This is a genomic window from Pararhodospirillum oryzae, assembly GCF_007992075.1.
Classification (GTDB): Bacteria; Pseudomonadota; Alphaproteobacteria; order Rhodospirillales; family Rhodospirillaceae; genus Pararhodospirillum; species Pararhodospirillum oryzae.
The window spans coordinates 1-25,327 of the sequence record NZ_BJZO01000060.1 but is presented as its reverse complement, the minus strand read 5'-3'; the positions used below and the strand labels follow the sequence as shown (position 1 = coordinate 25,327).

The window sequence follows — 25,327 nt, the reverse complement described above, 5'->3', positions numbered from 1 at the left end:
TGCCGCGTGAGCCAAGCACACGGAGTGCGCGCCCGGCGCTTGAGTGCCTCGAAAAAACGCCAGGGCAATCGGTTCACCCGATTGATGGTGTGGACGACCGCTGCCCACCGGCATCGAAGTGCCCTGGCCAAAAGCGGTTCTTCCTTTGCGAAAACCGGCTTCGGGATCACACTTTCCATGGATCTTGTCTTGGGCCGTGGCCGGACACTCGACCGGACCAGGGGTTTTCAACGCCCGGGGAGGCTTTGCGTCCGCCCCTCCTTCGGGAAAGCGGACTTGACGTCATGAGCCAACGTTCTCCCTCGCTGCGCGAGAAGGTCCGTCAGCTGCGCCGAACCTTTCTGACCAAGCTCCCCGACACCCTCGGCGAGGGGCGCGCCTTGTGCGCACGCCTCGCCACCGCGCCCGAGGACCTGGAAACCAGCCTGGAAGACCTGTGCCGGACCTTTCATGGCATCAAGGGCACGGCCGCCTCGTTCAACCTGCCCGACCTCAGCACGGCGGCGGCGGCGGGCGAGGCCCTGGTGTTGACGGTACGAGACAGCGAGGACACCGATCTCCCGCGCCGGGCGGCGCGCGTGCGGGCCCTGCTGCCGGCCCTTGAGCATGCCCTGGACCAGCTTCTGGCCCTGGCGCGGGCCTGCGCCGACGCCGAGGCGGCCGCCGCCCCCGAGGTTCCCGACTTCCAGGCCGTCGCGCCCCTGCCCCGCCAGGATCGCAAGCGTGTTTACGTCTGCGACGACGAGGAACTGATGGCGGAGCAACTGGGCGCCCAGCTGGCTTGCTTCGGCTACTCGATCAGCGTGTTCACCAGTCCCGAGAACCTGCGCGCCGCCGTGCTGGCCATGCGGCCCGACGCGGTGGTCATGGACATTATCTTCCCGTCGGGAAACTCGCAGGGAACCGACATGATCGCGACCTTGCACCGCGACATGCGCAACCCGCCGCCGGTGGTCTTCATTTCGGCCCGGCGTGATTTCGATGCCCGCCTGCGCGCCGTCCAGGCGGGGGGCGAGGCGTATTTCCCCAAGCCGGTCAAGGCGATTGATCTTGTTGAATGCCTGGATGCCCTGACCTTGGGCCAGGAGCCGGATCCGTTCCGGGTCCTGGTGGTGGACGACGAACCCGAGGTCGCGGCCTACCACAGCTTCATCCTGGAACAGGTGGGGATGACCACGCGCCTGCTCCACGACCCTGCCCTGGTCCTGGAAACCCTGGGGGAGTTCAAGCCCGACCTGATCTTGATGGACATGTACATGCCCACGTGCAGCGGACGCGATCTGTCGCGCGTGATCCGGCAGGTGCCGGAATTCATCAGCCTGCCCATCGTGTTCCTGTCAAGCGAGACCAACAAGGCCAAGCAGGTGACTGCCTTGCGCGTGGGCGCGGAAGGCTTCCTGACCAAGCCCATCCAGCCCGAGGACCTGATCAGCGCCGTGGCCCTGCGCGCCGAGCGCATGCGCACGCTGCGATCGCTGATGGTGCGCGACAGCCTGACCGGCCTGTTCAATCACACCTTCATGCTGCAGTTCCTGGAATCGGCCCTGGCCACGGCCCGGCGCGAATCCACTCAGTTGTGCCTGGTGATGATCGACGTGGACCGCTTCAAGATGGTCAACGATACCCACGGCCACCCGGTGGGAGACCAGGTTCTGGTGGCGCTGGCCCGCCTGCTGCAACAGCGCCTGCGCTCCTCCGACACCGTGGGCCGCTATGGGGGCGAGGAATTCGCCCTGATCTTGCACAACATCGGGCCCGAGGAAGGCGCCGTGTTGATCGACAACCTGCGCCGGGACTTCGGACGCATCCGCTTCCAGGGCGCCGAGCAGGATTTTTCGTGCACCTTTAGCGCCGGACTGACCGGTCTGGTGGGCGGCGCGACGGCGCACCGCCTGCTGGAACGGGCCGATCAGGCCTTGTACGCGGCCAAGCGCGCGGGCCGTAACCGCGTTGTCGTGTCAACCCCGGAGACGCCACCATGAGCCCCGGTCGTCCGCCCTCCCTGGACCAGGTGCTGGCCCGGCGCGCCCACGCCAGCCGCGCGACGGTGGTCGACGTGGACGAACCCCGGACCAAGCTGGTGGTGGCGTGGCTTGCCCGCGAGTGGCTGGCCTTTCCCGGACGGCAGGTCCGCGAGATCCTGCCCGGCACGCCGGCCTTCTTCCTGCCCGGCTGTCCTCCCGGGCTGGAGGGCGTCATCAACGTGCGCGGCGACATCGAACCGGTGCTGTGCCTGAGAACCCTGCTCCACCTGCCTCCCCCCGCGCCCGACGAGCCCTCGCGAATCCTGATCGGAAAAGGGGGATCCGTTCAGGCCGGGCTGCGGGTCGACCGGGTGGAAGAAGTCATGGATGTACCCGACAGTGCCTTGCAACCTCCTCCCCCGACGCTTCCCGATCCCTTGCGAAACTGGGCCCTGTCGATCTTCCCGTTTCGCAATCAGGGCGTTTTGGTGTTGGATATCGAGCGCCTGCTGGGTGACTATTGCAGTGCTCATTTATAGGGGGCGCGAGCACGATGGTCCCACCCGACCTTGGGCAGGAAAGCCTTCCCCTGGTGTGCTTCCGGGCCGGGGGACATCTTCTCGCGGTTGAGGCCCGGCATGTCGTGGCCCTGGGGGACAGCGACGACCCCACGGTGCCCGCCCTTGCCGGCCGCCTGGGATTGCCGGAAACCCACGAGGACACCCCCCGGCTTCTGGCTTTCCGGGGGGCGGACGAGACCCCCCACTGGCTGGCCGTCGGCGCCCCGGTGCGGTTGGAACACTGGGCGTTGACGTCGATTTTTCCGTTGCCTTCGTTGCTGGCCGCCTGTCTGCGCGTCCCCGGCGCGGTCGCGCTTGCCCTCGCGGACCAGGGTGCTTGCCTGATCCTTGAACCGGAGGGCTTCCTGGCCCCCTCTTCCCCGTCCGCCGGACCGGGGAAGGAACGAACTCCCTGACACCTGGCGACAAAGGAAAACAGCGGGTGAGTGGAATGACCTCGTGGCAGCATCTTCTTGACGATGCGGAAATGGCGATGGCCCTCTATGCCGAGGACGGCGCCTTGATCTGGGTCAACCCCGCCCTGGCCCGTTTGTCCGGCTTCCCGCGCGAGCACCTTCAAGGCCGCCTGGATGGCTTCTTGTACGTGCTGGAGCCGGGAGGGCTTATCACCGGTTTCCCCGAGTATCTGCCGCGCATGGCGCCCACCAGCGGAACGGCCACGATGCGCTGCCTTGGGGGCGGATCCCTGGATGTTTCGTTCACCGCCGGGCGCACGCAAACCCCGGACGGCATCCGATACCTGGTCACCGTGGCGGACATCAGCGACGAACGCTGTTTGCCCTGCCGCATTCGCGACAGCCGCGAACGCTTCCGGCAGGCGGTCGATGAACAGCCCGAAATGCTGTGCCGATGCCTGGCCGACACCACCATCACCTTCGTGAACCAGGGGTTTGCCTCGCTGTTCGACCGCACGCCGCCCGAGATGCTGGGGCTGCGCCTGCGTGATCTGACGCCGGTGGACGAACGGGCTGCCCTGGATGGCCATCTGGCCTTGTTTACCCGCTTCAGCCCGATGCACGACCTGCGCGCCACCTTGGTCCGCCCCAGCGGACGACGGGTCCATCTGCTGTGGCGCCGGCGCGCCGTGTTCTCACCCGACGGCGCGGTGGAAGCCTTCAGCGCCACGGCCCGCGACATCACCACCCAGGCCTGCCTCGAAGAACAGGCCCTGCGCACCCACCAGCTGCTGCGCGACAGCGAGGAACGCTTCCGGCTGGTCTTCGACCAGACGCCGGTGGGCATGGCGCTTGTCGACACCGCCGGACGCTTTGTCCAGGTCAACGGCGCCCTGACCACGATTCTCGACATGCGGGCCGACGACCTCCTGGGCCGGCTGGTGCTGGATCTGTTCCCCGGGGATCGTCGCGAGGAGGACATGGCGTGGTTGCGGGCCTGCCTTGTTCCCTGTCCGGAACCGCTGCCGCCCCGCGAGCACGCCTTGTTGACCGGCACGGGCGAACGGGCCTGGGTTCAGACCACCTGTTCCCCCCTGGGCATGACCGGCGCCGAGCCGGGCTTGTTCATTTTCCATATCGAGGACATCGGCCGCCGGCGGGCCGAGGAAGAAGCCCTGAAACAGGCCAAGGATCAGGCGGTCGCGGCCAGCCAGGCCAAATCCCTGTTCCTGCAGACCATGAGCCACGAACTGCGCACCCCGCTGAATGCCATCATCGGCTTTAGCGAGGTGATTTCAGGCGCCCTTCTCGGCGACCTCGGCGCGCGTTACCGGGAGTACGGGGCGGATATCGTTTCCAGCGCCCACCACCTCCTCGACATCATCAACGACATTCTCGACATTGCCCGCATTGAAACCGGCACGGTCAGCGTGACCCCCGAGCTGATCAACGCCGATGCCCTGGTGCAAGAAAGCGTTGCCCTGCTCCGCGACCGCGCCGAGGCAAAGAACCTGGCCCTGGTGGTGCCTCCGTCCGACTGCGGGGGCTGCCTGGTTGTCGCCGACCGCCGCGCGCTCAAGCAGATCCTGATCAACCTGCTGTCCAACGCCGTCAAGTTCACGCCGGCGGGCGGAACCATCACGGTCCGGACCGAATGGACCGGGGGGGAAATGCGCCTGCGCGTCCAAGACACCGGAATTGGCGTCGATCCCGAGGACCAGGAACGGATTTTCGAGCCTTTTGTGCAAGCCGAGCGGGAAAAATCCCGCCATCACGAGGGAACCGGCCTGGGGTTGCCCCTGTGCCGCAGTCTGGCCGCCTTGCATGGCGGCACGCTCACCTTGAACAGCCATCCCGGGGAAGGCAGCACGTTTACCCTGACCCTGCCCGACAGACCCCTATAGAAAAGTAAATAAGATCAATAAACGGCTGCCTCACGCTTTCTGCGTGACACAACCCAATAAAATTACACTGAACTTTCCAGCAGAAGTTTTTCTCTTTCGCCGGATCGGAAACACCAGTTTTTATTATGAGCAGGCGGCGACCTTCGGAGAACGGGATAAGCCGGCCTGTTGTTCGATGCCGGCCCGGCTCAGCGCCAGACCGGCCCGCACGCGTGTCAGCAACCAGGCCACGCTTTCCTCGAAAAAAGCCGTCTCGTCGCTGGTTTCCAGGGCGCGGGCGTGTTGACGCAACATGCTATGCCGGCTGAAGGCGGCGCACTGGCCGATGACCCAGACCGCGTCCCTTTCCGCCTCGGGGTCATCGGCACGCGCCCCGGTCTCGCGCGCGAGCAGCGCGGCCACGGCGTGAAAGTGGCCGTCCATCAAGGCGCGGGGGTCAACCCCGGGCACACCGCTGGACGCCAGGTGTTCCCAGGCGAACAAACGGTGCAGCAAGGCCCGCTCCCCTGCCGGCATCACGGTTTCGCTCAACAGGTCGCGGACCAGGGCCTCGACCGGATCCGGGGTTTCCAGCCAGCCGGGCAAGGGATCGTCGCGCAGTCTGATCAGGCGCGCCATGGCGTGGCGCATGACGGCTTCGTAGAGCTTCGCCTTGTTGCCGAAGTGATAGTTCACCGCGGCCTGATTGGCGCCGGCCCGATAGACAATCGCCTGGATCGTGGCCCCGTGATACCCTTTTTCCGAGAATTCTATGACAGCCGCCTCTAAAAGGCGCTCTTTTGTGGTCATGGCGTCGTCCTGCCTCCTTGTGTGCGGTCCATGCGAAGGAGCCGGTTGCGCTCCTTCCCGGGAGGACAGCCGCGTCGAATGGATATTTGAAACCCGACTGTCCACCCTGATTGCATGCACTCAACAGGCCGGGCGGGGTTCCCGGCCCGCTCGCCTCCGCGAGGAGGGGAGATCGCGTGTTTCAGGAGGTCAATCATGAACGTCGAAGGCACAAGCTCTTCAAGCTACAGCCTGGCGATGGCCGCAAACAGCCTCACCCGGGCCCAACGCTTCCAGTCCGCCGACACGGATGGCAGTGGGGGATTGAGCCTGGAGGAGATGAAGGCCGACAGGCAAAACATGCCGGGCGGCAACAACGGTCCCTCGGTCGAGGACGTGTTTTCCCAGATGGACACGGACGGCAACGGCGAGGTTTCCCAAGAGGAAATGGAAGCCTTCCAACCGCCGCCGCCACCTCCCATGGACAGCGACACCGCGAGCGCCTTGTTGCAGGCGCAAGAAGGTGGCGCCGGCATGATGTCGGTGGAAGACATGTTCGCCAGCATGGACAGCGATGGCGACGGCAGCCTGACCGAGGAAGAGTTCACCTCGGCCGTCACCGGCGCCTCGACGGCGGGCGGCTCGGGTTCGGTGAGCAGCGCCGATGCCCAGGAAGTGTTCGATGAACTCGACACCAACGAGGATGGCGTGGTCAGCGCCTCCGAGCTGGCCGCCGCCGCGCCGCCGCCGCCACCGCCGCCCGCCGGGGACGGCGGCGCGCCGGCCGGAGGCGGTGCCCCGCCGGCTGGGGGCGGGGGCGCGGTGAGCAGCGCCGACAGCGAGGAGGACTACGACCCCCTCGATACCAACAAGGATGGGATCGTCAGCGCGTCCGAACGGGCCGCCGCCACCAGCGGCGGGCAGGCGAGCGGGATTGAAAGCCTGCTTTCCTCGCTCGGCAGCGACGGGGCCACGGATGACAGCAGCGGCACCACCTCGGACGGCGCCACCTTCGGGGCGCAAAGCCTGATTCAGCAAACGCTGATGGCCTACAGCCAGACCGTCCAGTCGAACCAGGCCACGACCCGCTCGGCGATGGTGGTGTAGCCGTCCGGCGCGGGCCTCCCCTGGCAGGGGGAGGCCCGGCCCCCGGAGAACCGTCTGGCCGGCGGGAGTGGAAGCCAGGCAGGCCAGACGGTCCCTTCAAGCCCGTTTTCCCCCGGAAATCCTGCTTTGGAATCCCGGGGGCTCCAGGCCGGCGGAGTGTTCAGATCGCCGTGGTCTCCCGTCCCAGGGTTTCCAGCGCCGTGCGCACCGAAGGAGGCACGGGTGCCGGCCGTCCGCTGGCCCGTTCCACGAACACCTGCACCCAGGCGCCCAGCGCCGCCACCTCGCCGGTGCCCGAGGCGAACAGGGCCAGGCCATAGGTCACGCTGGTGGTCCCCAGGCGCGCGACGCGCAAGCCCCCCTCCACCCAGGTGCCACCCCCCGTTCGCGCAAGCGGACGCAAGAACCGGCAGCGGTTTTCGGCCACGAAGGGGATGACCGGGGCACTCAGGAGATCGAGGCCGGCCTTTTCCTCCAGGAACGTGACCAGGGTGGCCTCGAAAAAGCGGTAATAGGTGACGTTGTTCACATGGGCGAACGGATCCAGGTCCCCCCATCGGGTTTGGATGGCCAGACGATAGGGATAGGCCAGATCCTCCCCCGGCAGGGCCAGGGAATCAGCGCAAGGAATGGAGTCGCAGGCGGCGGACATGGAACACCTTCAAACCCGACCGTGGGCAAACCCGACCGTGGGCAAACCCGACCGTGGGCACACCCGACCGTAAGCGCACCCGGACCATGGGCGCGTCCGACAGGGAGAACGGCCGGAAGCGGGTCGGTCGAGGGGAAGAAACCCGGGGGCCCCGCGCCAAAGTCGGCGCCTGGCCCCCGGGCAACGGGACAGTCGGGTTACTGCGCGGTCCAGCCGCCATCCACCGACAAGGTGGTCCCGGTGATCGACGCGGCCGGATCCGAACACAAGAACACGGCCATGGCGCCGATCTGCTCCGGGGTCACGAACCGGCCCGAGGGCTGCTTTTCGCCCAGCAGATCCTGGCTCGCCTCCTCGATGCTCTTGCCCTCGGCCTCGGCGCGGGCCTCGATCTGGCGCTGGACCAGGGGGGTGAGCACCCATCCCGGGCAGATGGCGTTGACCGTGATGGCGCGTTTGGCGTTTTCCAGGGCCGCGACCTTGGTGAGCCCCACGACCCCGTGCTTGGCCGCGACGTAGGCCGACTTGTTCACGCTGGCCACGAGGCCGTGCGCGCTCGCGATGTTGATGATCCGCCCCCAGTCGCGTTCGATCATGCCGGGCAGCACCGCCGCGCTGCAATGGAACACGGCCGACAGGTTGACCGCGATCACCTGATCCCATTTCTCGGCGGGGAACTCGGGGATCGGGGCCACGTGCTGGATGCCCGCGTTGTTGACCAGGATGTCGAGGCCGCCCAGATCGGCGGCGGTATCGGCCACCAGGGCGCGGCAGGCGGCCGGATCGCTCAGGTCGGCGAAGCGATAGGTGCAGCGCACGCCATGAGACGTTTCGATGTCATGGCGCAGGCGTTCGATCGCCTCGGGGTCGCCAAAGCCGCTGAGGGCCACGTCGTGACCGGCGGCGGCCAGGGCCTGGGCGACCCCCAGGCCGATGCCACTGGTCGATCCCGTGATCAGGGCCCGTCGTTTCGTCATGGGGCATTCTCCGTCTGGCGGGACAAGGGGCCGGACCTGAACAGCTGTTCGGCCTGGGCACGCTGCCCGCCCCGGGCCGCCAGATGGGCGCGGGTGCGGACGATTTCGGCTTCGAGGGCGGCGATATGATCTTCCAGATCCTTCTGGCTCATGTCGTCGAGCACCGCCGGAATCTGGCGACAGGCCGCGGGACGGGACAAGGGTTCGTCGGGCTCCATGCGTGTCTCCCGGGCTGGGGTCCGTCTTCCTGGCGGCGAAAGGACGAGCCGGGTTGCGCTCTTCCGTCGCCGCCGCCACACTGCACGGGGTGCCCCTGGGCGAGACCCGGCCGGGGCGAAGTTTTTCCCTTTCCCGTTGTCTCCAGGAGCATCCCATGACCGATGGCCTGCCCGAAACCATGCACTGTGTCGAGATCGCCGGCAAGGGGGGGCCCGACACCTTGCGCCTTGTCTCGCGCCCGTGCCCCCGCCCCGGCGAAGGCCAGGTGCTGATCCGGGTGGCGGCGGCCGGCGTCAACCGTCCGGACGTGTTGCAGCGCGAAGGCCGCTACCCTCCCCCTCCCGGCGCCTCGGACCTGCCGGGGCTGGAGGTGGCGGGCACGATCGTCGCCCTGGGCCCCGACACCGGATCCCTGGCCCTGGGCGAAACGGTGTGCGCGCTTTTGAGCGGCGGCGGCTACGCCGAATACGCCGTGGCCGAGGCCGGCTTGTGCCTGCCGGTGCCCCCGGGCCTGACCCTGGTCCAGGCGGCCGCCCTGCCCGAAACCCTGTTCACCGTCTGGCACAATGTGTTCGAGCGCGGACGCCTGCAAGCGGGCGAAACCCTGCTGATCCATGGCGGCTCCAGCGGGATCGGAACCACCGCCATCCAGATGGCCCGGCATTTTGGCGCGCGCGTGTTCGTGACCGCCGGCAGCGCCGAAAAATGCCGCGCCTGTGAAGCCCTGGGCGCCGAACGCGCCGTCAACTACCGCGAGGAAGTCTACGAGGAGGTCTTGCGCCCCCTGACCGACGGCCGGGGCGTGGACGTGATCCTCGACATGGTGGGCCGCGACTACGTGGGCCGCGACGTGGGCCTGATGGCCGAGGACGGGCGCCGGGTCTCGATCGCCTTTCTCAATGGCTCCAAGGTCAGCTTCGACATGATGCGGGTCATGCTCAAGCGGCTGGTGCTGACCGGCTCGACCCTGCGCAACCGCCCCGTTGCCGTGAAGGCCCACATCGCGGCCGCCCTGCGCGACCGGGTGTGGCCCGAACTGGCCCAGGGCCGGCTGGCGCCCCCGGTGCATGCCGTCTTCGGGCTTGACGAGGCGCCGGAAGCCCACCGGATGATGGAAGCCTCGACCCATATCGGAAAAATCGTTCTGGCCGTGCAAAAAACCGACGCCTCCGAGCCGGCCGGGATTTGACCCGGAGGGCGGGCAAGGTTATATGGGAGGGAGTGCGCCGGCGGCCTGGCTCCGGACGTGGGGGGCCTTGCGCGACGGGGCTCCAGGTTCCACGGACCCAGGCTTCCGGGGTGGCCCCTCCCTTCAATCCGACCCCGAAGGGCCCTGCCTGATCCTTTGCCGGATCACGCGGCAAGGAGCCGGTCGTGCCGCGCCCTGGGGCCCGCCCCCGAGGACCGAACCGGGCTCGAAGGATCCCGGGGCGCCTCGCCGGGGCCCAGGGATTTGTTTCGAGGACGCCCACCTCTTTTGTTGATTGCGTTGCCAGCGGCAAGAGCGGACTCGCTCCTGCCCAGGATAGACAAGACGCCGACCCAAGCGCCCCTATGGGCGTTGCCCCGAGTGCGAGGAGACACCATGGCCCTGCCCCTGATGCCCAAGGCGACCGCCGTCTGGCTGGTGGAAAACACCACCCTGACTTTCGAACAGATCGCCGAGTTCTGCGGCATGCATGCGCTTGAGGTGCAGGCCATCGCCGATGGCGAAGTGGCGGTTGGGATCACTGGCCTTGATCCCGTCGCCAAGGGCCAGGTCACGGCGGCGGAAATCCAGCGCTGCGAAAAAGATTCCGGCGCCAGACTGCGCCTCAAGGTGATCGACGATTCCCTGCCCCAGTCCCGTAACAAAGGCACCCGCTACACCCCGGTGTCCAAGCGTCACGACCGGCCCGACGGCATTGCCTGGATTCTCAAGAACCACCCCGAAATCTCGGATGCGCAGATCTGCAAGCTGCTGGGCACCACCAAGCCGACGATTCTGGCCATTCGCGATCGCAGCCACTGGAACGCGGCCAACATCAAGCCGCGCAATCCCGTGACCTTGGGCCTGTGCACCGAGGCGGATCTGGAAAAGGCCATCATCCTGTCGCCGCCGGCGCGGCGCGTCGATCCGCCGGCCTTCGACACCGGCCGAACGGAAGAGGCCCCCTCCTTCGAGGCAGGGCACGACGACTGAGGAAGGAGCGGGGGCGGCCCAGGGCCGCCGCCTTGTCGAGCGCGGACCGGCTCCCCCCGGTCCGCGTTTTCACATCAGGCCGAACCGTTGCAGCTCGTTCGACAGATCAACCCCGAAGTTGGACCCCTTGTGCAGATACCCGCAGCTTTGCGGCAAACGGGTCAGAAAGGGGTGGGTGCGCTCGAAGCTGGTCAGGATGCAAAACGGAATTTTCTCGGTGGCCGGCATGGCCGCCAGGGCGCATCCCAGGTCAACCCCCGACAGGATATCAAGCACCGCCGATGAGATCACCAGATCGGGGCGGGTTCGCGCCGTCAGGTCCAGCCCTTCCCGAGCCGTGCGGGCATTGGTGACCTTGTAGCCGCACTGATGCAGCTCGCGGGCGATGATGTTGGCGCTGGAGCGCTGCGGTTCGACCAGCAGAACCTCGACGTTCAGATGGGCCACGTCCCCCAGATCGACCGGGCGTCGGGCGGGCAGACTGCGGAAAAATTCCGCTTCGTTGGCCCCGGCGTCGATTTCCCCGCTCAGCAACCCCCCCAGGATATCCGCGAAGATATTGAAATCGCCCAGGTTGCCTTCCGAAGGCTCTTCCATGTCATGGAGGTAATCGGTGAAGCGACGCAACGTCAAGGCGAGAAGCGAGAAATCCATGGCCACGGCCAGACGGTCGATTCTGGCGACAATGGTGCGGATGCGCGCCGTTCCTTGGCGGGGAGGAACACTGTTCGACTTGACGTTGCTGATCGTGACTTCAAGCTCGCTAATGGTATCGCGCAGCTCCTCCCGGAACTCGGCCTCGATCAGAGCATTATAGTCATCACGCGCCATGTTTCCGTCTCCCGGATTGGCATAGGATTCCGGGGAGTGTAGCGAGGGACGGGCCAATCAAGAAGAGGGAAACTCGGCTTCTTGCCTTCCCCGGCTACCGCGCGTCGCCGGCCGGGTCGAAAGGATCGTTCACGTGGCCCATTTTGCGCCCCGGACGACAGTCGGCCTTGCCATACAAGTGCAAACGCGCCCCGGGCCGGGCCAGGATCGCCGGCCAGGTTTCGGCGTCCACCCCGATCAGGTTGGTCATGCGCATGGGGCGAAAGCGGCCGGGATCGCCCAGCGGCAAGCCGCACACCGCGCGCACCAGCTGCTCGAACTGGTCGGCATGGCAGGCGTCCATGGTCCAGTGCCCGCTGTTGTGGGGCCGGGGCGCCATTTCGTTGGCCAGCAAGGCGCCGTCGGGCGCCACGAACAGCTCGACCGCCAGCAGCCCCACCAGGTCCAGGGCCCGCGCGGCGGTCAGCGCGATGGCCTTGGCCTGTTCGATCTGCGCCGGCGTCAGGCGCGCGGGCACCGTGCTGGTGTGCAAGATGCCGTTCCGATGCACGTTCTCGGTGGGCTCGAAGCAGGCGGTGGCGCCATCGACCCCACGGGCGATGATCACCGAGACCTCGGCGGTAAACGGCACCATGCCTTCCAGCACCGCCGGCACGCCGCCCAGGGCATTCCAGGCGGCGGTGGCGTCGTCCCCGGGCTTCAGGCGCACCTGTCCCTTGCCATCGTACCCCAGCCGGTTGGTTTTCAAGATGGCGGGGCCGCCCACGGCCAGCAGGGCGGCTTGCAAGGCGATGGGGCCGTCGATGGGATGCCAGGGCGCGGTGGGAATGCCCAGTTCGCCAAAAAAGGTTTTTTCGCGCACCCGGTCCTGGGCGATTTCCAGGGCGCGGGGCCCGGGCCGCAGGGGCAGGACCCGCCCGCCGGGGCGGTTGTGCTCCAGGGCCGCCAGGCTGGCGGCGGGCACGTTCTCGAACTCGAAGGTCAGGGCGTCAACGGATTGGGCGAAGCGGTCAAGGGCCACCAGATCCTGATAGGGCGCGATGGTCGCGCGCGCACACACCTGCTCGGCCGGCCCTTCCCTTTCGGGCGTGAACACATGGCAGCGAATGCCCAGGCGGGCCGCCGCCAGGGCGGTCATGCGCCCCAGTTGTCCGCCCCCCAGGATGCCCAGCCAGCCCCCGGGTCCGATCGGCTTGTGGATTGCGTGGCTCATGGCGCGCCTCACGCCTCGTCCAGGGGAATCTCGGCCACCGCCCGGGTCTGCGCCTCGCGCCACGCCACCAGGGCGGCCTCGACCTCGGGGAGATCGGGGGCCAGGATGGCGGCGGCCAGCAAGGCCGCGTTGATCGCCCCCGCCTTGCCGATCGCCAGGGTGCCCACCGGCACGCCACCCGGCATTTGCACGATCGACAGCAGGCTGTCCAGCCCCGACAGGGCCCGGCTTTCCACCGGCACGCCCAGAACCGGCACCGTGGTCATGGCCGCGACCATGCCCGGCAGGTGGGCGGCGCCCCCGGCCCCGGCGATGATCACCCGCAGGCCCCGTTCCTTGGCCTGGGTGGCGTATTCAACCAGGCGCTGGGGCGTGCGGTGCGCCGACACGATGCGCCGTTCGGCCGGAACCCCCAGGGTCCCCAGCACTTCCCAGGCGTGACACAAGGTGGACCAGTCCGACTGACTGCCCATGATGACCCCGACCAGGGGACGGTCGGAAGAAGGATCAGGCGGGGCGGTCATGGCAACGATTCCTGGTGACAAGAGACAACACGGGGCAAAAAAACGGCGGGAGGATCGCATTCCCCCCGCCCCCTGTCCAGTCCCGCTTGCGCGCGCGAGGCGGACCATGAGGGTGGGCAAAAGAACAGGAACGCGCCGGCCACCTCATCCCCTTCCCGGGCCGGCCTTGTGCCCCAGACTGGTCAGACTCGCGGCCAGCAGGCCGCTGGTGAGAGTCCACGCCTGCCATGCTTCGTAGCTGCCCAGCGACAAGGCCACCCCGGTCGCCAACACCCCCGCCAGCAAGGCCCGCTCGCTCCGGGGGGGGCCGTCTCGCCGGCCCAGGCGCCAGCCGGCCCAGGCCAGGCCCGCGATCACCGGCAGCAGGCCGACCAGCCCGGTCTCGAACCAGATCTGCAAGGGCATGTTGTGGGGATGAATGGGCAAGGCATCGACCATGCGCGTCTGCCAGCCCTGATCCGGAGTGAAAATCCGGGCCTCGACCGGCGCGCCCTTGAAGGCGCGGCTGGCGCCGATCCCCCACCCCACCCATGGGTGTTCCAAGATGCGCTCGGTCACGAAGCGCCAGATCAGCAGCCGGTGCTGCACCGAGAAGCCCAGCCCCGGGGCCAGCGCCGCGAGGGTGCCATCGCTCAGCAGGCGGGTCACCGCCAGGGGCAAGGCCAGGAACCCGGCCGCCGCGCCCCAGGCCACGGCGCGGCAGGTGATCCTGGGCAGGGCGAGGGCGATCGCGCTTGCCACGCCTCCGGCCAGCAACGCCACCTTCGACGCCTCGGACTCCGACAGCAGCACGACCGAGGCCAGCGCCACCCCCAGACCGGCCGCGAGTTTTCCCCGTCCCTCGCGCAGAAACAGCAAAACCGCCGGCCACAGCAACAGCGTCCAGATCGACACGGCGGGATTGAACACGAATAACGGCGGCAGGGGATCGGGCAAGGCGAAGGGCAAGACCCCCGGATCGACGACGCGCACCCCAAGGCCCGCGTAGAACGATCCCACGCCGCCCAGCAGTCCGGCCGCCAGGGCCCGCGTGCCCCAGCGCCCCAGGGGATCCCCCGGCGGCAAGGGGGCCAGCGCCCGCCCGAGCAGCAGCCCCGCCCCCAGGATGCCGGGAACGGTGACAAACGGCCGCCACAACGCCGTGCCGCTGGCGGGAGACCACGCCGCGCTGATCATGACCCACGCCGCGAACAAGGCGCAGCACACGAACACGGGGCTGCGAACCCACGATGCCAGGAACGCCCCCGTGCCCGGCTCGCGCGCGAGACGCCACAGCCCGGTGAGGGCCAGCACCCCCACCGGCAAGATGACCTGACTGTGGGCGTGAACCGCCGTGAAAGGCACGCTGGCCAAAAGCGCCAGCGCCAGCCAGCCAATCCGGGTCATGTTGCCTCTTGCGGACCTTGCTTGTCCCGTGATGACACCGCCCCTCCCCTGGCAAGACGCGCCGCAAAAGAACGCCGCTTTTGCCGGCCGTTCACGTTTTTAAAAAAGAATAAAACGCAATCGGGAAGAACGTCCACCATCCAAAACGGCCAGGAGCGCCGCGCCAGGGGCTTCCCCCGACTTCGGCACTCCCACCCCTCGGCGGTTTTTCGCCCTCTCGTTCCGTGCGACCCTTGAGCCTGGAGTCCGCCCGGTGGCTTCCTCTCCTTCCACAGTCCGTTTCAAGCCGAAGCGGACGGACTCTGGATCCTTTTGTTTGAGTTTGTCTTTTCGGGAAAAGCGGTGTTCCCTTTTCCCGGACAAACCCTAGGAAGGAAGATCCAGCCCGGCCTCGCGCAGATGGGCGGTCAGGTCCGCCTTCAGGGCGTCGAGATCCGCCCCGGTCGCGCCCTCGCAGCGGGCCACCAGCACCGCCTGGGTATTGGACGCCCGCAGCAGCCACCAGCCATGGGCATTGCGCACCCGCACCCCGTCCACGTCCGAGAACGTGGCGCCCCCGGCCTTCAGGCGGGCGGCAACCTCGTCGATGACCGCGAATTTGCGCTCCTCGGCACAGGGGAAGCGCAGCTCGGGCGTGTTGATGGCCGACGGCAAGGCGCGGTGAACGGCGGCCAGATCGAAACCGGGCAACGCCGCGATCAGATCAAGCAGCCGCACCGCCGCGTACAAGGCATCGTCGAATCCGTAATACCGGTCGGCCAGGAACAGGTGCCCGCTCATTTCGCCGGCCAGGGGCGCCCCGGTTTCCAGCATCTTGACCTTGATCAAGGAGTGGCCGGTTTTCCACATCAGGGGCTGGCCGCCCAGACGCTCGACCTCGTCGAACAGGGTCTGGCTGGCCTTGACGTCGGCAATGACCGTGGCCCCGGGCCGGGTGGCCAGGATATCACGCGCCAGCAGCATCAAAAGCTGGTCGCCCCACAAGATGCGCCCGTCGCCATCGATCAGGCCGATCCGGTCGCCGTCGCCGTCGAAGGCAATGCCCACGTGCGCCTTGTCGGTGGCCACCGCGCGGCGCAGATCCTCCAGGTTCTCGGGTTCGGTCGGGTCGGGATGGTGGTTGGGGAACGTGCCATCGATCTCGGCGAACATCAGCCGGTGCTGGCCGGGCAGCCGTGCCGCCAGCCGGCTCATGATCTCGCCCGCCGCGCCATTGCCCGCGTCCCACGCCACGCGCAGGCCGCTGGCCTCGGGGTGGGTGAAATCGGCCAGCAGGCGCTCGACATAGGCGTCTTGCAGGTCCACCGTTTCGACGGTGCCGTCCCCGGTTTCCAGGTCGCCCGTGGCCGCCAGGGTGCCCAGGGTCCGGATATCGTCCCCGAACACCGGCCGGCTTTGGAACAGCATCTTGAAGCCGTTGTGGGTGGGCGGATTGTGCGAGCCGGTCACCATGATGCCGGCGTCGGCCCCCGTGGTCTTGACCGCGAAGTACAGCATCGGGGTGGGCCCGCGCCCGACCCGGCGCACGCCCACGCCCGTGGACACCAGCCCCTCGACCAGGGCCGCTTCCAGGGCGGGGGAGCTGACCCGGCCATCGTAGCCAACGCACACCACCTTGCCGCCGTCGCGGCGCACCAGGGTGCCGAAGGCGGCCCCCAGGGCGCGGGCGTCGGCCTCGAACAGGGTTTCCCCCACGATGCCCCGAATGTCGTAGGCGCGCAGGATGGTGGGATGGAAGACGTGGGAGGAAGTCATCAGGTGATCACCGTGGGATCTTCGGCGCCAAAACGCGCCTTGAGGGCCAGCAACGAACGGGTGGCGGCGATCAGGTCGGCCAGGGCGTCCTGGGCATCGTGGTGGTGATGCTCGGGGTTGGGCTCGAAGCGTTCCATGTACAGGCGCAAGGTCGCCCCCTGGGTACCCGTGCCCGACAGGCGCACCACCAGGCGCGAGCCATCCTCGGTCTGCACCCGGATGCCCTGCCCGCTGCTCGTCGATCCGTCCACCGGATCGGTATAAGCGAAATCGTCATGCAGCACAACGCGCTGTCCGGCGAAGACCTCGCCCACCAGCGAGCGCCCCCGCAGGTCGGCCATCAAGGCGTCGGCCGGCGCCTTGTCCAGCCCCTCGTAATCGTGGCGGGTGTAATAGGTGCGCCCGAACTGGCGCCAGTGACCGGTCAGGATGCCCGCCACCGTCTCGCCGCGCTGGGCCAGGATGTTGAGCCACGCCAGCACCGCCCACAGCCCATCCTTTTCGCGCACGTGATCGGAGCCGGTGCCGAAGCTCTCCTCGCCGCACAAGGTGGCGCGGCCGGCATCAAGCAAGGTGCCAAAGAACTTCCAGCCGGTGGGGGTTTCGTAGCACGGCAGGCCCATGGCCTCGGCCACCCGGTCGGCGGCGCGGCTGGTGGGCATGGAACGCGCCACCCCCTTCACCCGGCCGCGATAGCCCGGCAGAAGCTCGGCGTTGGCGAGCAGGACGGCCAGGCTGTCGGAGGGGGTCACGAAAACGCCGCGCCCCAGGATCATGTTGCGATCGCCATCGCCATCGCTGGCCGCGCCAAAGTCCGGGGCATCGGGCCCGAACATCAGCTCGGCCAGGTCGTGGGCGTAGGTCAGGTTGGGGTCGGGATGACCGCCGCCGAAATCCTTCAAGGGCGTGCCGTTGACCACGGTCCCGGCCGGCGCGCCCAGGCGCTTTTCCAAGATGGCGTGGGCATAGGGGCCGGTGATGGCATGCATGGCATCGAAGCGCATGGTGAAACCATCCCGGAACAACCCGGCGATCGCCTCCATGTCGAACAGGGTTTCCATCAGCTCGGCGTAATCGGCCACCGGATCGATCACGCTCACCCGCATGGCGCCCAATTGGGTATCGCCGTCGCGTGACAGATCGACCGGGGTTTCGTCTTCCAGGATTCGGTACTGGGTCAGCTCGCGCGAGCGCGCGAACATGGCCTCGGTCACGCGCTCGGGGGCGGGGCCGCCGTTGCCAATGTTGTACTTGATGCCAAAATCGCCGGCCGGGCCGCCCGGATTGTGGCTGGCCGACAAGATCAGGCCGCCATAGGCCCCGTGACGGCGGATGACGCAGCTGGCGGCCGGCGTCGACAGCAGCCCGTCGCGCCCGACCAGCACCCGGCCGACGCCGTTGGCCGCCGCCATGCGCAAAATAACCTGGATGGCTTCCTGGTTATAAAAGCGGCCATCGCCGCCCACGACCAGGGTCTGGCCGGCCAGCCCGTCCAGGACATCGAACACCGATTGAACGAAGTTTTCCACGTAGTGGGGCTGGCGGAACACGCTCACGGTCTTGCGCAGGCCCGAGGTGCCCGGTTTCTGGCACAAAAACGGCGTGGTGGCGACCTCGATCACCCGATCGGCCATGACGTCTTCCTTCGCGTGACGAACGGTCCCGCGCGAGGCGCGGGACCCGGGACTAAGGAAAGGCGGGTCAGCCGATCTGACGGCGCCCCACCGAGCTGTAGCGGAAGCCCTGGGCTTCCATGTCTTCGGGATTATAGATGTTGCGCAGGTCGACAACCACGGGCTCGCGCAGCAAGGTGCGGGCCCGGGCCAGATCCAGGGCGCGGAATTCGTTCCATTCGGTCAGGATGACCAGGGCGTCGGCCCCGTCCATGCACTGATAGGCATTCTCGGCGTACTCGACCCCCGACAGATGCTTGGCCGCCTCGGCCATGCCCTCGGGGTCGAAGGCCCGCACCGTCACGCCGGCGGCCTGCAAGGCGGGCACGATGTCCAGGCTGGGGCTGTCGCGCATGTCGTCGGTGTTGGGCTTGAAGGTCAGGCCCAGCACGGCCACGGTCTTGCCCTCGACCGATCCGCCCATGAAGGCAATGATCTTGTCGGCCATGGCCCGCTTGCGCCTGGTGTTGATGTCGACCACGGTTTCAATGATGCGCAGGGGCGAGCCGGCATCCTGGGCGGTCTTGACCAGGGCCAGGGTGTCCTTGGGGAAGCACGACCCGCCGTAGCCCGGCCCCGGGTGCAGGAACTTGCGCCCGATGCGGCCGTCCAGGCCAATGCCCCGCGCCACGTCGTGGACGTCGGCGCCCACCTTTTCGCACAGGTCGGCCATTTCGTTGATGAAGGTGATCTTGGCCGCCAGGAAGGTGTTGGCGGCGTACTTGATCAGCTCGGAGGTTTCCAGCGCCGTGAACAGGATCGGCGTTTCGATCAGGTACAGCACCCGGTAAAGCTGGCGCATGACGGCGCGGGCGCGTTCGGACTCGGTGCCGATCACCACCCGGTCGGGGCGCATGAAGTCGTTGATCGCCGAGCCTTCGCGCAGGAACTCGGGGTTCGAGACCACATCGAAATCCGCGTCGGGACGCGTCTCGCGGATGATGCGCTCGACCTCGCGGCCGGTGCCCACCGGCACCGTCGATTTGGTCACCACCACCGTGTAGCCGTCCATGGCGGCCGCGATCTCGCGCGCCGCGCCATAGACATACGACAGGTCGGCGTGACCATCGCCGCGCCGGCTGGGCGTGCCCACCGCGATGAACACCGCGTCGGCGCTCCGGACCGCCTCGGCCAGGTCGGTGGTGAACGACAGGCGGCCGGCGGCGGCGTTCGACGCCACCAGCTGGTCCAGGCCAGGCTCGTAGATGGGGATCTCGCCGCGATCGCGCAGGCCTTCGATCTTGGTCACGTCCTTGTCGACGCACACGACATTGACGCCGAACTCGGAAAAGCAGGCCCCGGACACCAGCCCAACATACCCGGTGCCGATCATGGCGATACGCATCGTCCTATCCCTATGGCAAGGAGGCAAGGGCGGCGCCCGGTCCCCCGTTCCGGGGGCCGGGACGCCGGGGAAGCAAGATCAGGAACCCTGCTGGGTGTATTCCGACAGCATGGCCCGCACCGGATCGCGCATGTCGTCGCGCGCCAGGGCAAAGGCGATGTTGGCTTGCAAGAACCCAACCTTGTCGCCGCAGTCGTAGCGGCGGCCCTCGTAGCGCAGGCCATGGAACGACACGGAATCGATCATCGCGTTCATGGCGTCGGTCAGCTGGATTTCGCCGCCGGCTCCGCGCGGAACGCTTTCAAGCTGGGCGAAGATCCCGGGCTCCAGCACGTAGCGGCCGATGATGGCCATGGTCGAGGGCGCCACGTTGGGGGCCGGCTTTTCGACCAGGCCCCGGGCGCGGGCCAGGGTGCCGTCGTCCTCGACCACGTCGAGGATGCCGTATTTGTTGGTGCGCTCGCGCGGCACGTCCTCGACCGCGACCACGTTGCCGCCAACCTTCTCGTGCACGTCAAGCAGCTGCTTGATGCAGGGCGTTTCCGACAGCACCAGGTCGTCGGGCAGCAGCACGGCGAACGGTTCATCGCCCACGAAGGCGCGCGCGCACCAGACCGCATGCCCCAGGCCCAGGGGCTGCTGCTGACGGGTGGAAAACACCTTGCCCGGCGGCGGCTTGGCGCCCAGCAGGTTATCGAGCACGGTGAAGTTGCCGCGCTCCTTCAGCAAGGCCTCCAGCTCCGGCATATGGTCGAAGTGGTCAAGCAAAACCGACTTGCCGCGCCCGGTCACGAAAATGAAATGATCGATGCCGGCGGCCGATGCTTCTTCAACCGCGTACTGAATCAGGGGCTTGTCGACGACGGGCAGCATTTCCTTGGCCATGGTCTTGGTCGCCGGCAGAAAGCGGGTGCCCATTCCGGCCACCGGAAATACGGCCTTACGCACACGTCGAGACATGCGAATCCCTCATTGCGAGTGGGGTCGGACGAACCCACAACGGCGCTGGGCCTGTTTCGGGCCGTCCACGGTGCTCGCGTTAATGCCACGGCCCCGTCCCGACTGCAAGAGGCGACCCGTGCCTTGAGGGCCGGTCCGGGCAAGAAAAGCCGTGTATTTCAGGCTCCAGCGCGCACGGTGCGCCCGGTCCCGGGGCCGCGACGGCCCCTATTCCACGCCAACCGCGGAAAGAAGGCCGCGCAATTCCTGGCGCGCGGCCACATGCGACATTTTCATGTCAATGCCGGTTCCCTGGTCCTTCAAATCAAGAAGGGTAAGTCCATTAAGAAACAATTCCCGATAGATTACTCGTTCTCCCAGGCCGGGGATCACGGTAAAGCCGATGCGGCGCGACAAATCGGAAAGGGCCTCTTCCATTTCGCGCTTGTTGCGGGCATCCAGGTGGGACAAGCGGTTGCGCAGCACGATCCAGCGAATGGCGCCCCCGTCGCGCCGCGCGCGCAGCTGCTTGGCCTCCCACACGGCGGCCGCGTAGGGGCTGGGCCCCAGAACGGCCATGGTATCGCCATCCACGCGCGCGAGGACATCCAGATCGACGAAACTGTCGTTGAGGGGCGTGATCAGGATGTCGGCCAGACTGTGGGCGCAGCGCGCGAGCGCCGTGTCGGTGCCGGGGGTATCGATGACCACCACGTCGACCTGCTCGTGGAAGGCCAGCATGACGTGTTCCAGCCGGCGCTGGTCGGCCTCGGGGTTATGGCCCGGCGCCAGGGGCACGTGTTCGGGGGATGGCAGCTCCATGCCCCGCTTCTCGGCGAAGGCCAGGCGGTTTTCCAGATAGCGGGTCAAGGTGGCCTGCCCGGCGTCGAGGTCGACCGACCCCACGGTTTTGCCCGAGCGGGCGAGCCCGACAATCAGATGCATGGCCACCGTGGACTTGCCCGAGCCGCCTTTCTGGTTGCCCACGACAATGACGCGGGCCTTGCCCGAGGTCTGCCGTCCCTGCTCCATGCCCTTGCCTTTCCCCCCTGCCCTCGCCCGGTTGTCACTTGGGAAAGCTCGCCTTTCCGCGTTCAACCGGAGTCCCTCCAAGCGCCGCCACCGGCCCGTCAACCGGCGACCGCCGCCGAAAGCAACCCTTCAGGCAAGCGAAGACGGTTGTCAATCGTGCGTCGGCGACAGTCTTTCGTCCGTCCCCGAGCCGGTCGGCGGCTCGCCGGGGGGAAACCGCCGCAGCCGCACGGGGCGGCTGCCTTCGATCAAAATCACCCCCGAAGCCGTCTGACGCGGTGGTGTCAGGACCCGCACGGCCAGCACGTCGACCAACCGGTGCAAGTACCGATTGTTCCCATCGGCATCGGTGGTCACGACCCCGGCGTTCATGAAATAGACGCCAGGAACCAGGGACACCCGAACCGGGAACCTCACCTCGCGCACCATCCCCGCCTCGGGAATGGAAAGACCTTCCTCGGTTTCAGTCTGCGAATTCTGGGTCGCGACCACCAACCCGGTGCTGGTGCGGATCTGCATTCCAAAGCGAACCCGCTCCACCGCGCCGGCGAACGTGACCTGATAGACAAGATCGTAATCATGACCAGCGACCAAATGGTTAACGCGCCGGCCGCCCGGGGTTTCAACGTGAACATCCTCGATCAACGCGCCGGCGGCCGGGAACTCGACCACGTTTTCCGACTGGAAATCGTCGACCAGGAAGGCGTCGTCCTCTTCCTCGCCCGGAAGAGAGGCCTCGGCCTGGGCAGGGGCGTCGTCCGTGTTGCCCCCCGACTCCGACACCGGACGCGAGGGCGCGTCGTGGGCCGGGGCGTCGTGGGCCGGGGCCTCGTGCACCCGGGCCAGGGCCAGGGCCGCCGCCTGGCCATCCATGGCGCGGATCCCCTCGCGGATGGCCGCCGCCTTGGCCACGGGGGCATGAATCAGGCGCTGGTACTGGGCGATCACCGTGCGCGGGCTGCCCATGAGCAGACGCTCGCCCCGGTCCAGCAGCACGGCGCGGTCGCACAGGTCGATGACGGTTTCGGCGCTGTGGGTCACGAACAAGATGGTGCAGCCATCCGCCTTCAGTTCCTCGATGCGGCGGAAGCACTTGCGCTGAAAAGCCTCGTCGCCCACCGACAGGGTTTCATCGACGATCAGAATGTCGGGATCGACGTGAATGGCCACCGCGAAGGCCAGACGCGCGAACATGCCGCTGGAATAGGTCTTCACGGGCCGGTCCAGGAATGGCCCGATGTCGGCGAAGGCGGCAATGCGGTCGAACACCGCCGCCAGGGCCCCGGGGCCCAGGCCAAGGACGGCGGCATTCAAGGCCACGTTGTCGCGCCCCGTGAACTCGGGATTGAAGCCCGCGCCCAGGCCCAGCAGGGCCGCGACCCGCCCCGACACCTCGACGGTGCCGGCCGAGGGCCTCAGCGTGCCGGCGATGATTTCCAGCAAGGTGGTCTTGCCCGAGCCGTTGCGGCCCACCACGCCCACGGTTTCGCCCCGGTAAATCTCCAGATCCACCCCCTTGAGCGCGGGGAAGGCGGTGTAGTACCGGTGCTTGCGCCGGAACATCTGCTTCAGGCGGTCCTCGGGCCGCTCGTAGATCAGATAGTCCTTGGTCACGCCCCGGACCCGCAAGCTGACCTCGGAAAACATGTCAGATGACATCGGCGAACCCCTTGCGGGTTTTCAAGAACCACGCCAGCCCCAGCCAGGCGACCGCGACCGCCAGCAGGCTGTAAAGCCCCAGCCCCGTCCAGTCGGGCATCTCGCCTTGCAGCAAGATGCGCCGGAACTGCACCACGACGAACGTCAGCGGGTTGAGGTAATAATACGGGCGCACCTCCTCGGGCAGGGCTTCCAGCGGATAGAAAATCGGGCTGAGGAACATCAAGGCCTGCACGCCCACCGCGACCACGTGACCAACGTCGCGCACGAACATGCCAAACGACGCCAGGAACCAGCCCAGCCCCACTTGCAGCAGGACAAACGGCGCGACGATCAGCGGCGCCAGCAGGGCCGTGGGCGGAGGCGGCCCCATGATCAGCACCTGCCCGATCAGCAAAATAGCGGTTGATACCGTGAAATTGAACAAACTGGCCAGCACCGCGACCCAGGGCAGGATGTGCAGGGGGAAGACAATCTTGGTCACGTAATTGACGTTTTCACGCACAAGACCGGGGGCGCGGGTAATGACCTCGGCGAACATCCAAAACCAGATCAGGCCCGAGAACAAAACCAGGGCCGATTCCATGCGGTTGCCCGTGCCGGGCATCGAGGCGCCCCATTTCATTTCCAGCACGAAGCCGAAAACGAACGTGTACACCGACAGCATGATCAGGGGGACCAGAACCGTCCAGGCTCCCCCCAGCAGCGACCCCCGGTAACGTGCCTGGACATCCCGCCATGCCATGCGCCGCACCAGATGCCAATGGCGGGTCAACGACAAAAGGATGGAGGCGGGCCCAAGGCCAAGGGCCGCGCCTTGCGAGGAATGCGCTGGTGTCACGGGCGGGACTCTCGTCAACAAGAGAAAGGAAACGAAGGCCGGGGGGGAAGAGCGTCAGCCGAGCGGCGCGCAAGCCGGCTCCCGGACTCCGGCCAAGACACGAGGGACCTTAGCCCACGCCCCGCCCTGGAGCAACGGCCGCCCCCCTTTTGCCGTGCCGGGCCGCGTTCGGACGGCCCGGGGTCAGTCGCCCCCTTTCGCCCACCGGGCCGGGGTGACGCCAAACGCGGCCTTGAAACGGCGGGTCAGATGGGCCTGATCGGCGAAGCCCAGATCGGCGGCCACCAGGGCCGGCCGCTCGCCCCGGGTCAGACGACGGCGCGCCTCGTGCAGGCGCTGCTGGAACAACCAGGCCAAGGGGGGCAGGCCGTGCGCGCGACGGAACGCGCGCACCAGCTGAACCGCGCTCAGGCCCTCGTCGGCCGCCAGGGCCTGCAAGGAAGGGGTCTGCTCCAGGCTGTCGCGCAGGCGCTCGGCCACCCGGGCCACCGGCGGGCTTGCGCGCCCGATCCGGGACGGCCGCGCCCCCGCCACCCGGAACAGGCCGGCCAGCACGGACACCATCCGCTCGCCGATCTCGCCTTCGTCCAGGACACCGGCCAGCGCGTCGTCGGCCAGGGCCCGCACGGTCGTGGCCAGGACCGCGTCGCCCAGGATCGGGCGGGCGAACACGACGTGGGCCGGAAGACCGATCAAGGCCGGCAGCACCGCCGGGGGCACGTAAAAACTGACAAACCGCCACGGCCCGCCTTGCACCGTCCCGGCCTGGACCTCGCCAGGGTTGTACAAGGTGACATGGGCGGGGCCCACGTCCATTTCGTGGCCATCCAGCCACACGTGTTCCTCGCCTTGAATGTTGACGCCGATCACGAACTCGTCATGGGTGTGCTTCTCGAAGGCAAGACCGGTGCCATCGATATGGGCAACCTCGAAATCCGGAAAGAGGCGGCGGCGAAAGCTCATGGCTTGTTATACACTTCCCCCGCTCCCGGGGCGAGACCGCCGCTCCGCTCCGCGCTCCCTTTAGTGGAACGCCATGCCCGGGCGCACCCCCACTCGTTTCAAAACGATGGCCAGCGGGCAAAAGCCGGTGAACGCCGCTTGCGTCAGGTTCAGGCCGACAAAGGCCGTGATCCACAAGGTCCAGGTGAGCCCGGCGAAAAGGGCCAGCCCCACCGTGAGCACGATAACGCCACCGGCGAACGCCATCACGACACGATCAATCGACATGACAAAACCTCATTTTGCGCACGAGGCCCCATCGCCCCTGCCTCCCCTTATACATTAGCCAAACCTTATATTCAAACCCCAACCACGCAAGGGTGCCCCCGAGGCAATCGGGTGAACCGATTGCCCCGGAGTCCTTGCGGTGCCCTCAAA

The 25,327-nt window shown here is 67.4% G+C and carries 24 protein-coding genes; 7 read left to right on the top strand and 17 right to left on the bottom strand.

Features of this window, described 5'->3' with window-relative positions:
• The first annotated feature begins 284 nt into the window (after positions 1 to 284).
• From ROR02_RS11195 to ROR02_RS11180, 4 genes are read left to right on the top strand one after another with little or no spacing between them, the layout of a single operon-like run.
• Positions 285 to 1,982, top strand: coding sequence for a GGDEF domain-containing response regulator (locus ROR02_RS11195; protein WP_147164110.1), 1,698 nt, complete (start codon positions 285 to 287; stop codon positions 1,980 to 1,982).
• Complete coding sequence (locus ROR02_RS11190) at positions 1,979 to 2,503, top strand: chemotaxis protein CheW (RefSeq protein ID WP_147164109.1); 525 nt, start codon at positions 1,979 to 1,981, stop codon at positions 2,501 to 2,503. The genes ROR02_RS11195 and ROR02_RS11190 overlap by 4 nt, the downstream gene beginning before the upstream one ends.
• A 14-nt stretch (positions 2,504 to 2,517) precedes the next feature.
• Positions 2,518 to 2,940 (top strand): hypothetical protein, encoded by a 423-nt coding sequence (locus ROR02_RS11185; RefSeq protein ID WP_147164108.1) that lies wholly within the window; start codon positions 2,518 to 2,520, stop codon positions 2,938 to 2,940.
• Between the two features lie 35 nt (positions 2,941 to 2,975).
• Positions 2,976 to 4,844 (top strand): PAS domain-containing sensor histidine kinase, encoded by a 1,869-nt coding sequence (locus tag ROR02_RS11180; protein WP_246135516.1) that lies wholly within the window; start codon positions 2,976 to 2,978, stop codon positions 4,842 to 4,844.
• Positions 4,845 to 4,967: 123 nt separating this feature from the next.
• Here ROR02_RS11180 and ROR02_RS11175 read toward each other — a convergent pair whose 3' ends face one another.
• Entirely contained in the window at positions 4,968 to 5,633 is a 666-nt protein-coding gene (locus tag ROR02_RS11175) for a TetR/AcrR family transcriptional regulator (protein ID WP_147164106.1), read from the bottom strand.
• A 195-nt stretch (positions 5,634 to 5,828) separates the two neighbouring features.
• On the opposite strand from ROR02_RS11175, the gene ROR02_RS11170 reads away from it, so the two are divergent.
• A complete protein-coding gene (locus tag ROR02_RS11170) occupies positions 5,829 to 6,719 on the top strand; it encodes an EF-hand domain-containing protein (RefSeq protein ID WP_170245082.1) in 891 nt (296 codons plus the stop codon).
• Between the two features lie 160 nt (positions 6,720 to 6,879).
• Here ROR02_RS11170 and ROR02_RS11165 read toward each other — a convergent pair whose 3' ends face one another.
• From ROR02_RS11165 to ROR02_RS11155, 3 genes are all read right to left on the bottom strand, one after another.
• On the bottom strand, positions 6,880 to 7,371 hold the full coding sequence (locus ROR02_RS11165) for an acyl-CoA thioesterase (protein WP_147164104.1): 492 nt from the start codon (positions 7,369 to 7,371) through the stop codon (positions 6,880 to 6,882).
• Positions 7,372 to 7,568: 197 nt separating this feature from the next.
• Positions 7,569 to 8,348, bottom strand: coding sequence for a 3-hydroxybutyrate dehydrogenase (locus ROR02_RS11160; RefSeq protein WP_147164103.1), 780 nt, complete (start codon positions 8,346 to 8,348; stop codon positions 7,569 to 7,571).
• Positions 8,345 to 8,566 (bottom strand): DUF1192 domain-containing protein, encoded by a 222-nt coding sequence (locus tag ROR02_RS11155; RefSeq protein ID WP_147164102.1) that lies wholly within the window; start codon positions 8,564 to 8,566, stop codon positions 8,345 to 8,347. Before ROR02_RS11155 ends, ROR02_RS11160 begins: the two co-directional genes overlap by 4 nt.
• Before the next feature lie 155 nt (positions 8,567 to 8,721).
• On the opposite strand from ROR02_RS11155, the gene ROR02_RS11150 reads away from it, so the two are divergent.
• Both ROR02_RS11150 and ROR02_RS11145 read left to right on the top strand, forming a co-directional pair.
• On the top strand, positions 8,722 to 9,756 hold the full coding sequence (locus tag ROR02_RS11150) for an NAD(P)H-quinone oxidoreductase (RefSeq protein WP_147164101.1): 1,035 nt from the start codon (positions 8,722 to 8,724) through the stop codon (positions 9,754 to 9,756).
• A 396-nt stretch (positions 9,757 to 10,152) separates the two neighbouring features.
• Entirely contained in the window at positions 10,153 to 10,749 is a 597-nt protein-coding gene (locus ROR02_RS11145; protein WP_147164100.1) for a DUF1013 domain-containing protein, read from the top strand.
• 69 nt (positions 10,750 to 10,818) lie between these two features.
• On the opposite strand, the gene ROR02_RS11140 is transcribed toward ROR02_RS11145, so the two are convergent.
• The 13 genes from ROR02_RS11140 to ROR02_RS11080 form a co-directional block, all read right to left on the bottom strand.
• Complete coding sequence (locus tag ROR02_RS11140) at positions 10,819 to 11,580, bottom strand: PleD family two-component system response regulator (protein ID WP_147164099.1); 762 nt, start codon at positions 11,578 to 11,580, stop codon at positions 10,819 to 10,821.
• 94 nt (positions 11,581 to 11,674) lie between these two features.
• Positions 11,675 to 12,793, bottom strand: a complete 1,119-nt coding sequence (locus tag ROR02_RS11135) for a 5-(carboxyamino)imidazole ribonucleotide synthase (protein ID WP_147164098.1) — start codon at positions 12,791 to 12,793, stop codon at positions 11,675 to 11,677.
• A gap of 8 nt (positions 12,794 to 12,801) precedes the next feature.
• Positions 12,802 to 13,317: a 5-(carboxyamino)imidazole ribonucleotide mutase gene (gene purE, locus ROR02_RS11130; protein WP_147164097.1), complete on the bottom strand. Its 516-nt coding sequence runs from the start codon at positions 13,315 to 13,317 to the stop codon at positions 12,802 to 12,804.
• Between the two features lie 144 nt (positions 13,318 to 13,461).
• On the bottom strand, positions 13,462 to 14,703 hold the full coding sequence (locus tag ROR02_RS17450) for an O-antigen ligase family protein (RefSeq protein ID WP_147164096.1): 1,242 nt from the start codon (positions 14,701 to 14,703) through the stop codon (positions 13,462 to 13,464).
• 366 nt (positions 14,704 to 15,069) lie between these two features.
• Complete coding sequence (pgmG, locus tag ROR02_RS11120; RefSeq protein ID WP_147164095.1) at positions 15,070 to 16,458, bottom strand: phosphoglucomutase/phosphomannomutase PgmG; 1,389 nt, start codon at positions 16,456 to 16,458, stop codon at positions 15,070 to 15,072.
• Positions 16,458 to 18,092 (bottom strand): alpha-D-glucose phosphate-specific phosphoglucomutase, encoded by a 1,635-nt coding sequence (locus tag ROR02_RS11115; protein WP_147164094.1) that lies wholly within the window; start codon positions 18,090 to 18,092, stop codon positions 16,458 to 16,460. Before ROR02_RS11115 ends, pgmG begins: the two co-directional genes overlap by 1 nt.
• 67 nt (positions 18,093 to 18,159) lie before the next feature.
• Positions 18,160 to 19,476, bottom strand: a complete 1,317-nt coding sequence (locus ROR02_RS11110; RefSeq protein ID WP_147164093.1) for a UDP-glucose dehydrogenase family protein — start codon at positions 19,474 to 19,476, stop codon at positions 18,160 to 18,162.
• 78 nt (positions 19,477 to 19,554) lie between these two features.
• A complete protein-coding gene (gene galU, locus ROR02_RS11105; RefSeq protein ID WP_147164092.1) occupies positions 19,555 to 20,436 on the bottom strand; it encodes a UTP--glucose-1-phosphate uridylyltransferase GalU in 882 nt (293 codons plus the stop codon).
• A 207-nt stretch (positions 20,437 to 20,643) separates the two neighbouring features.
• Entirely contained in the window at positions 20,644 to 21,447 is an 804-nt protein-coding gene (locus ROR02_RS11100; RefSeq protein WP_147164091.1) for a division plane positioning ATPase MipZ, read from the bottom strand.
• Between the two features lie 150 nt (positions 21,448 to 21,597).
• Positions 21,598 to 23,106 carry an ABC transporter ATP-binding protein gene (locus ROR02_RS11095; RefSeq protein ID WP_147164090.1) on the bottom strand — a complete coding sequence of 503 codons (1,509 nt, stop codon included), beginning with the start codon at positions 23,104 to 23,106 and terminating at the stop codon, positions 21,598 to 21,600.
• The gene (locus tag ROR02_RS11090; protein ID WP_246135515.1) at positions 23,096 to 23,947 is read right to left on the bottom strand and encodes an ABC transporter permease; all 852 of its coding nucleotides are present in this window, start codon (positions 23,945 to 23,947) and stop codon (positions 23,096 to 23,098) included. The genes ROR02_RS11095 and ROR02_RS11090 overlap by 11 nt, the downstream gene beginning before the upstream one ends.
• A 183-nt stretch (positions 23,948 to 24,130) precedes the next feature.
• On the bottom strand, positions 24,131 to 24,910 hold the full coding sequence (locus ROR02_RS11085) for an AraC family transcriptional regulator (RefSeq protein WP_147164089.1): 780 nt from the start codon (positions 24,908 to 24,910) through the stop codon (positions 24,131 to 24,133).
• Positions 24,911 to 24,970: 60 nt separating this feature from the next.
• Positions 24,971 to 25,177 (bottom strand): YgaP family membrane protein, encoded by a 207-nt coding sequence (locus ROR02_RS11080; RefSeq protein ID WP_147164088.1) that lies wholly within the window; start codon positions 25,175 to 25,177, stop codon positions 24,971 to 24,973.
• Between the last annotated feature and the right edge of the window lie 150 nt (positions 25,178 to 25,327).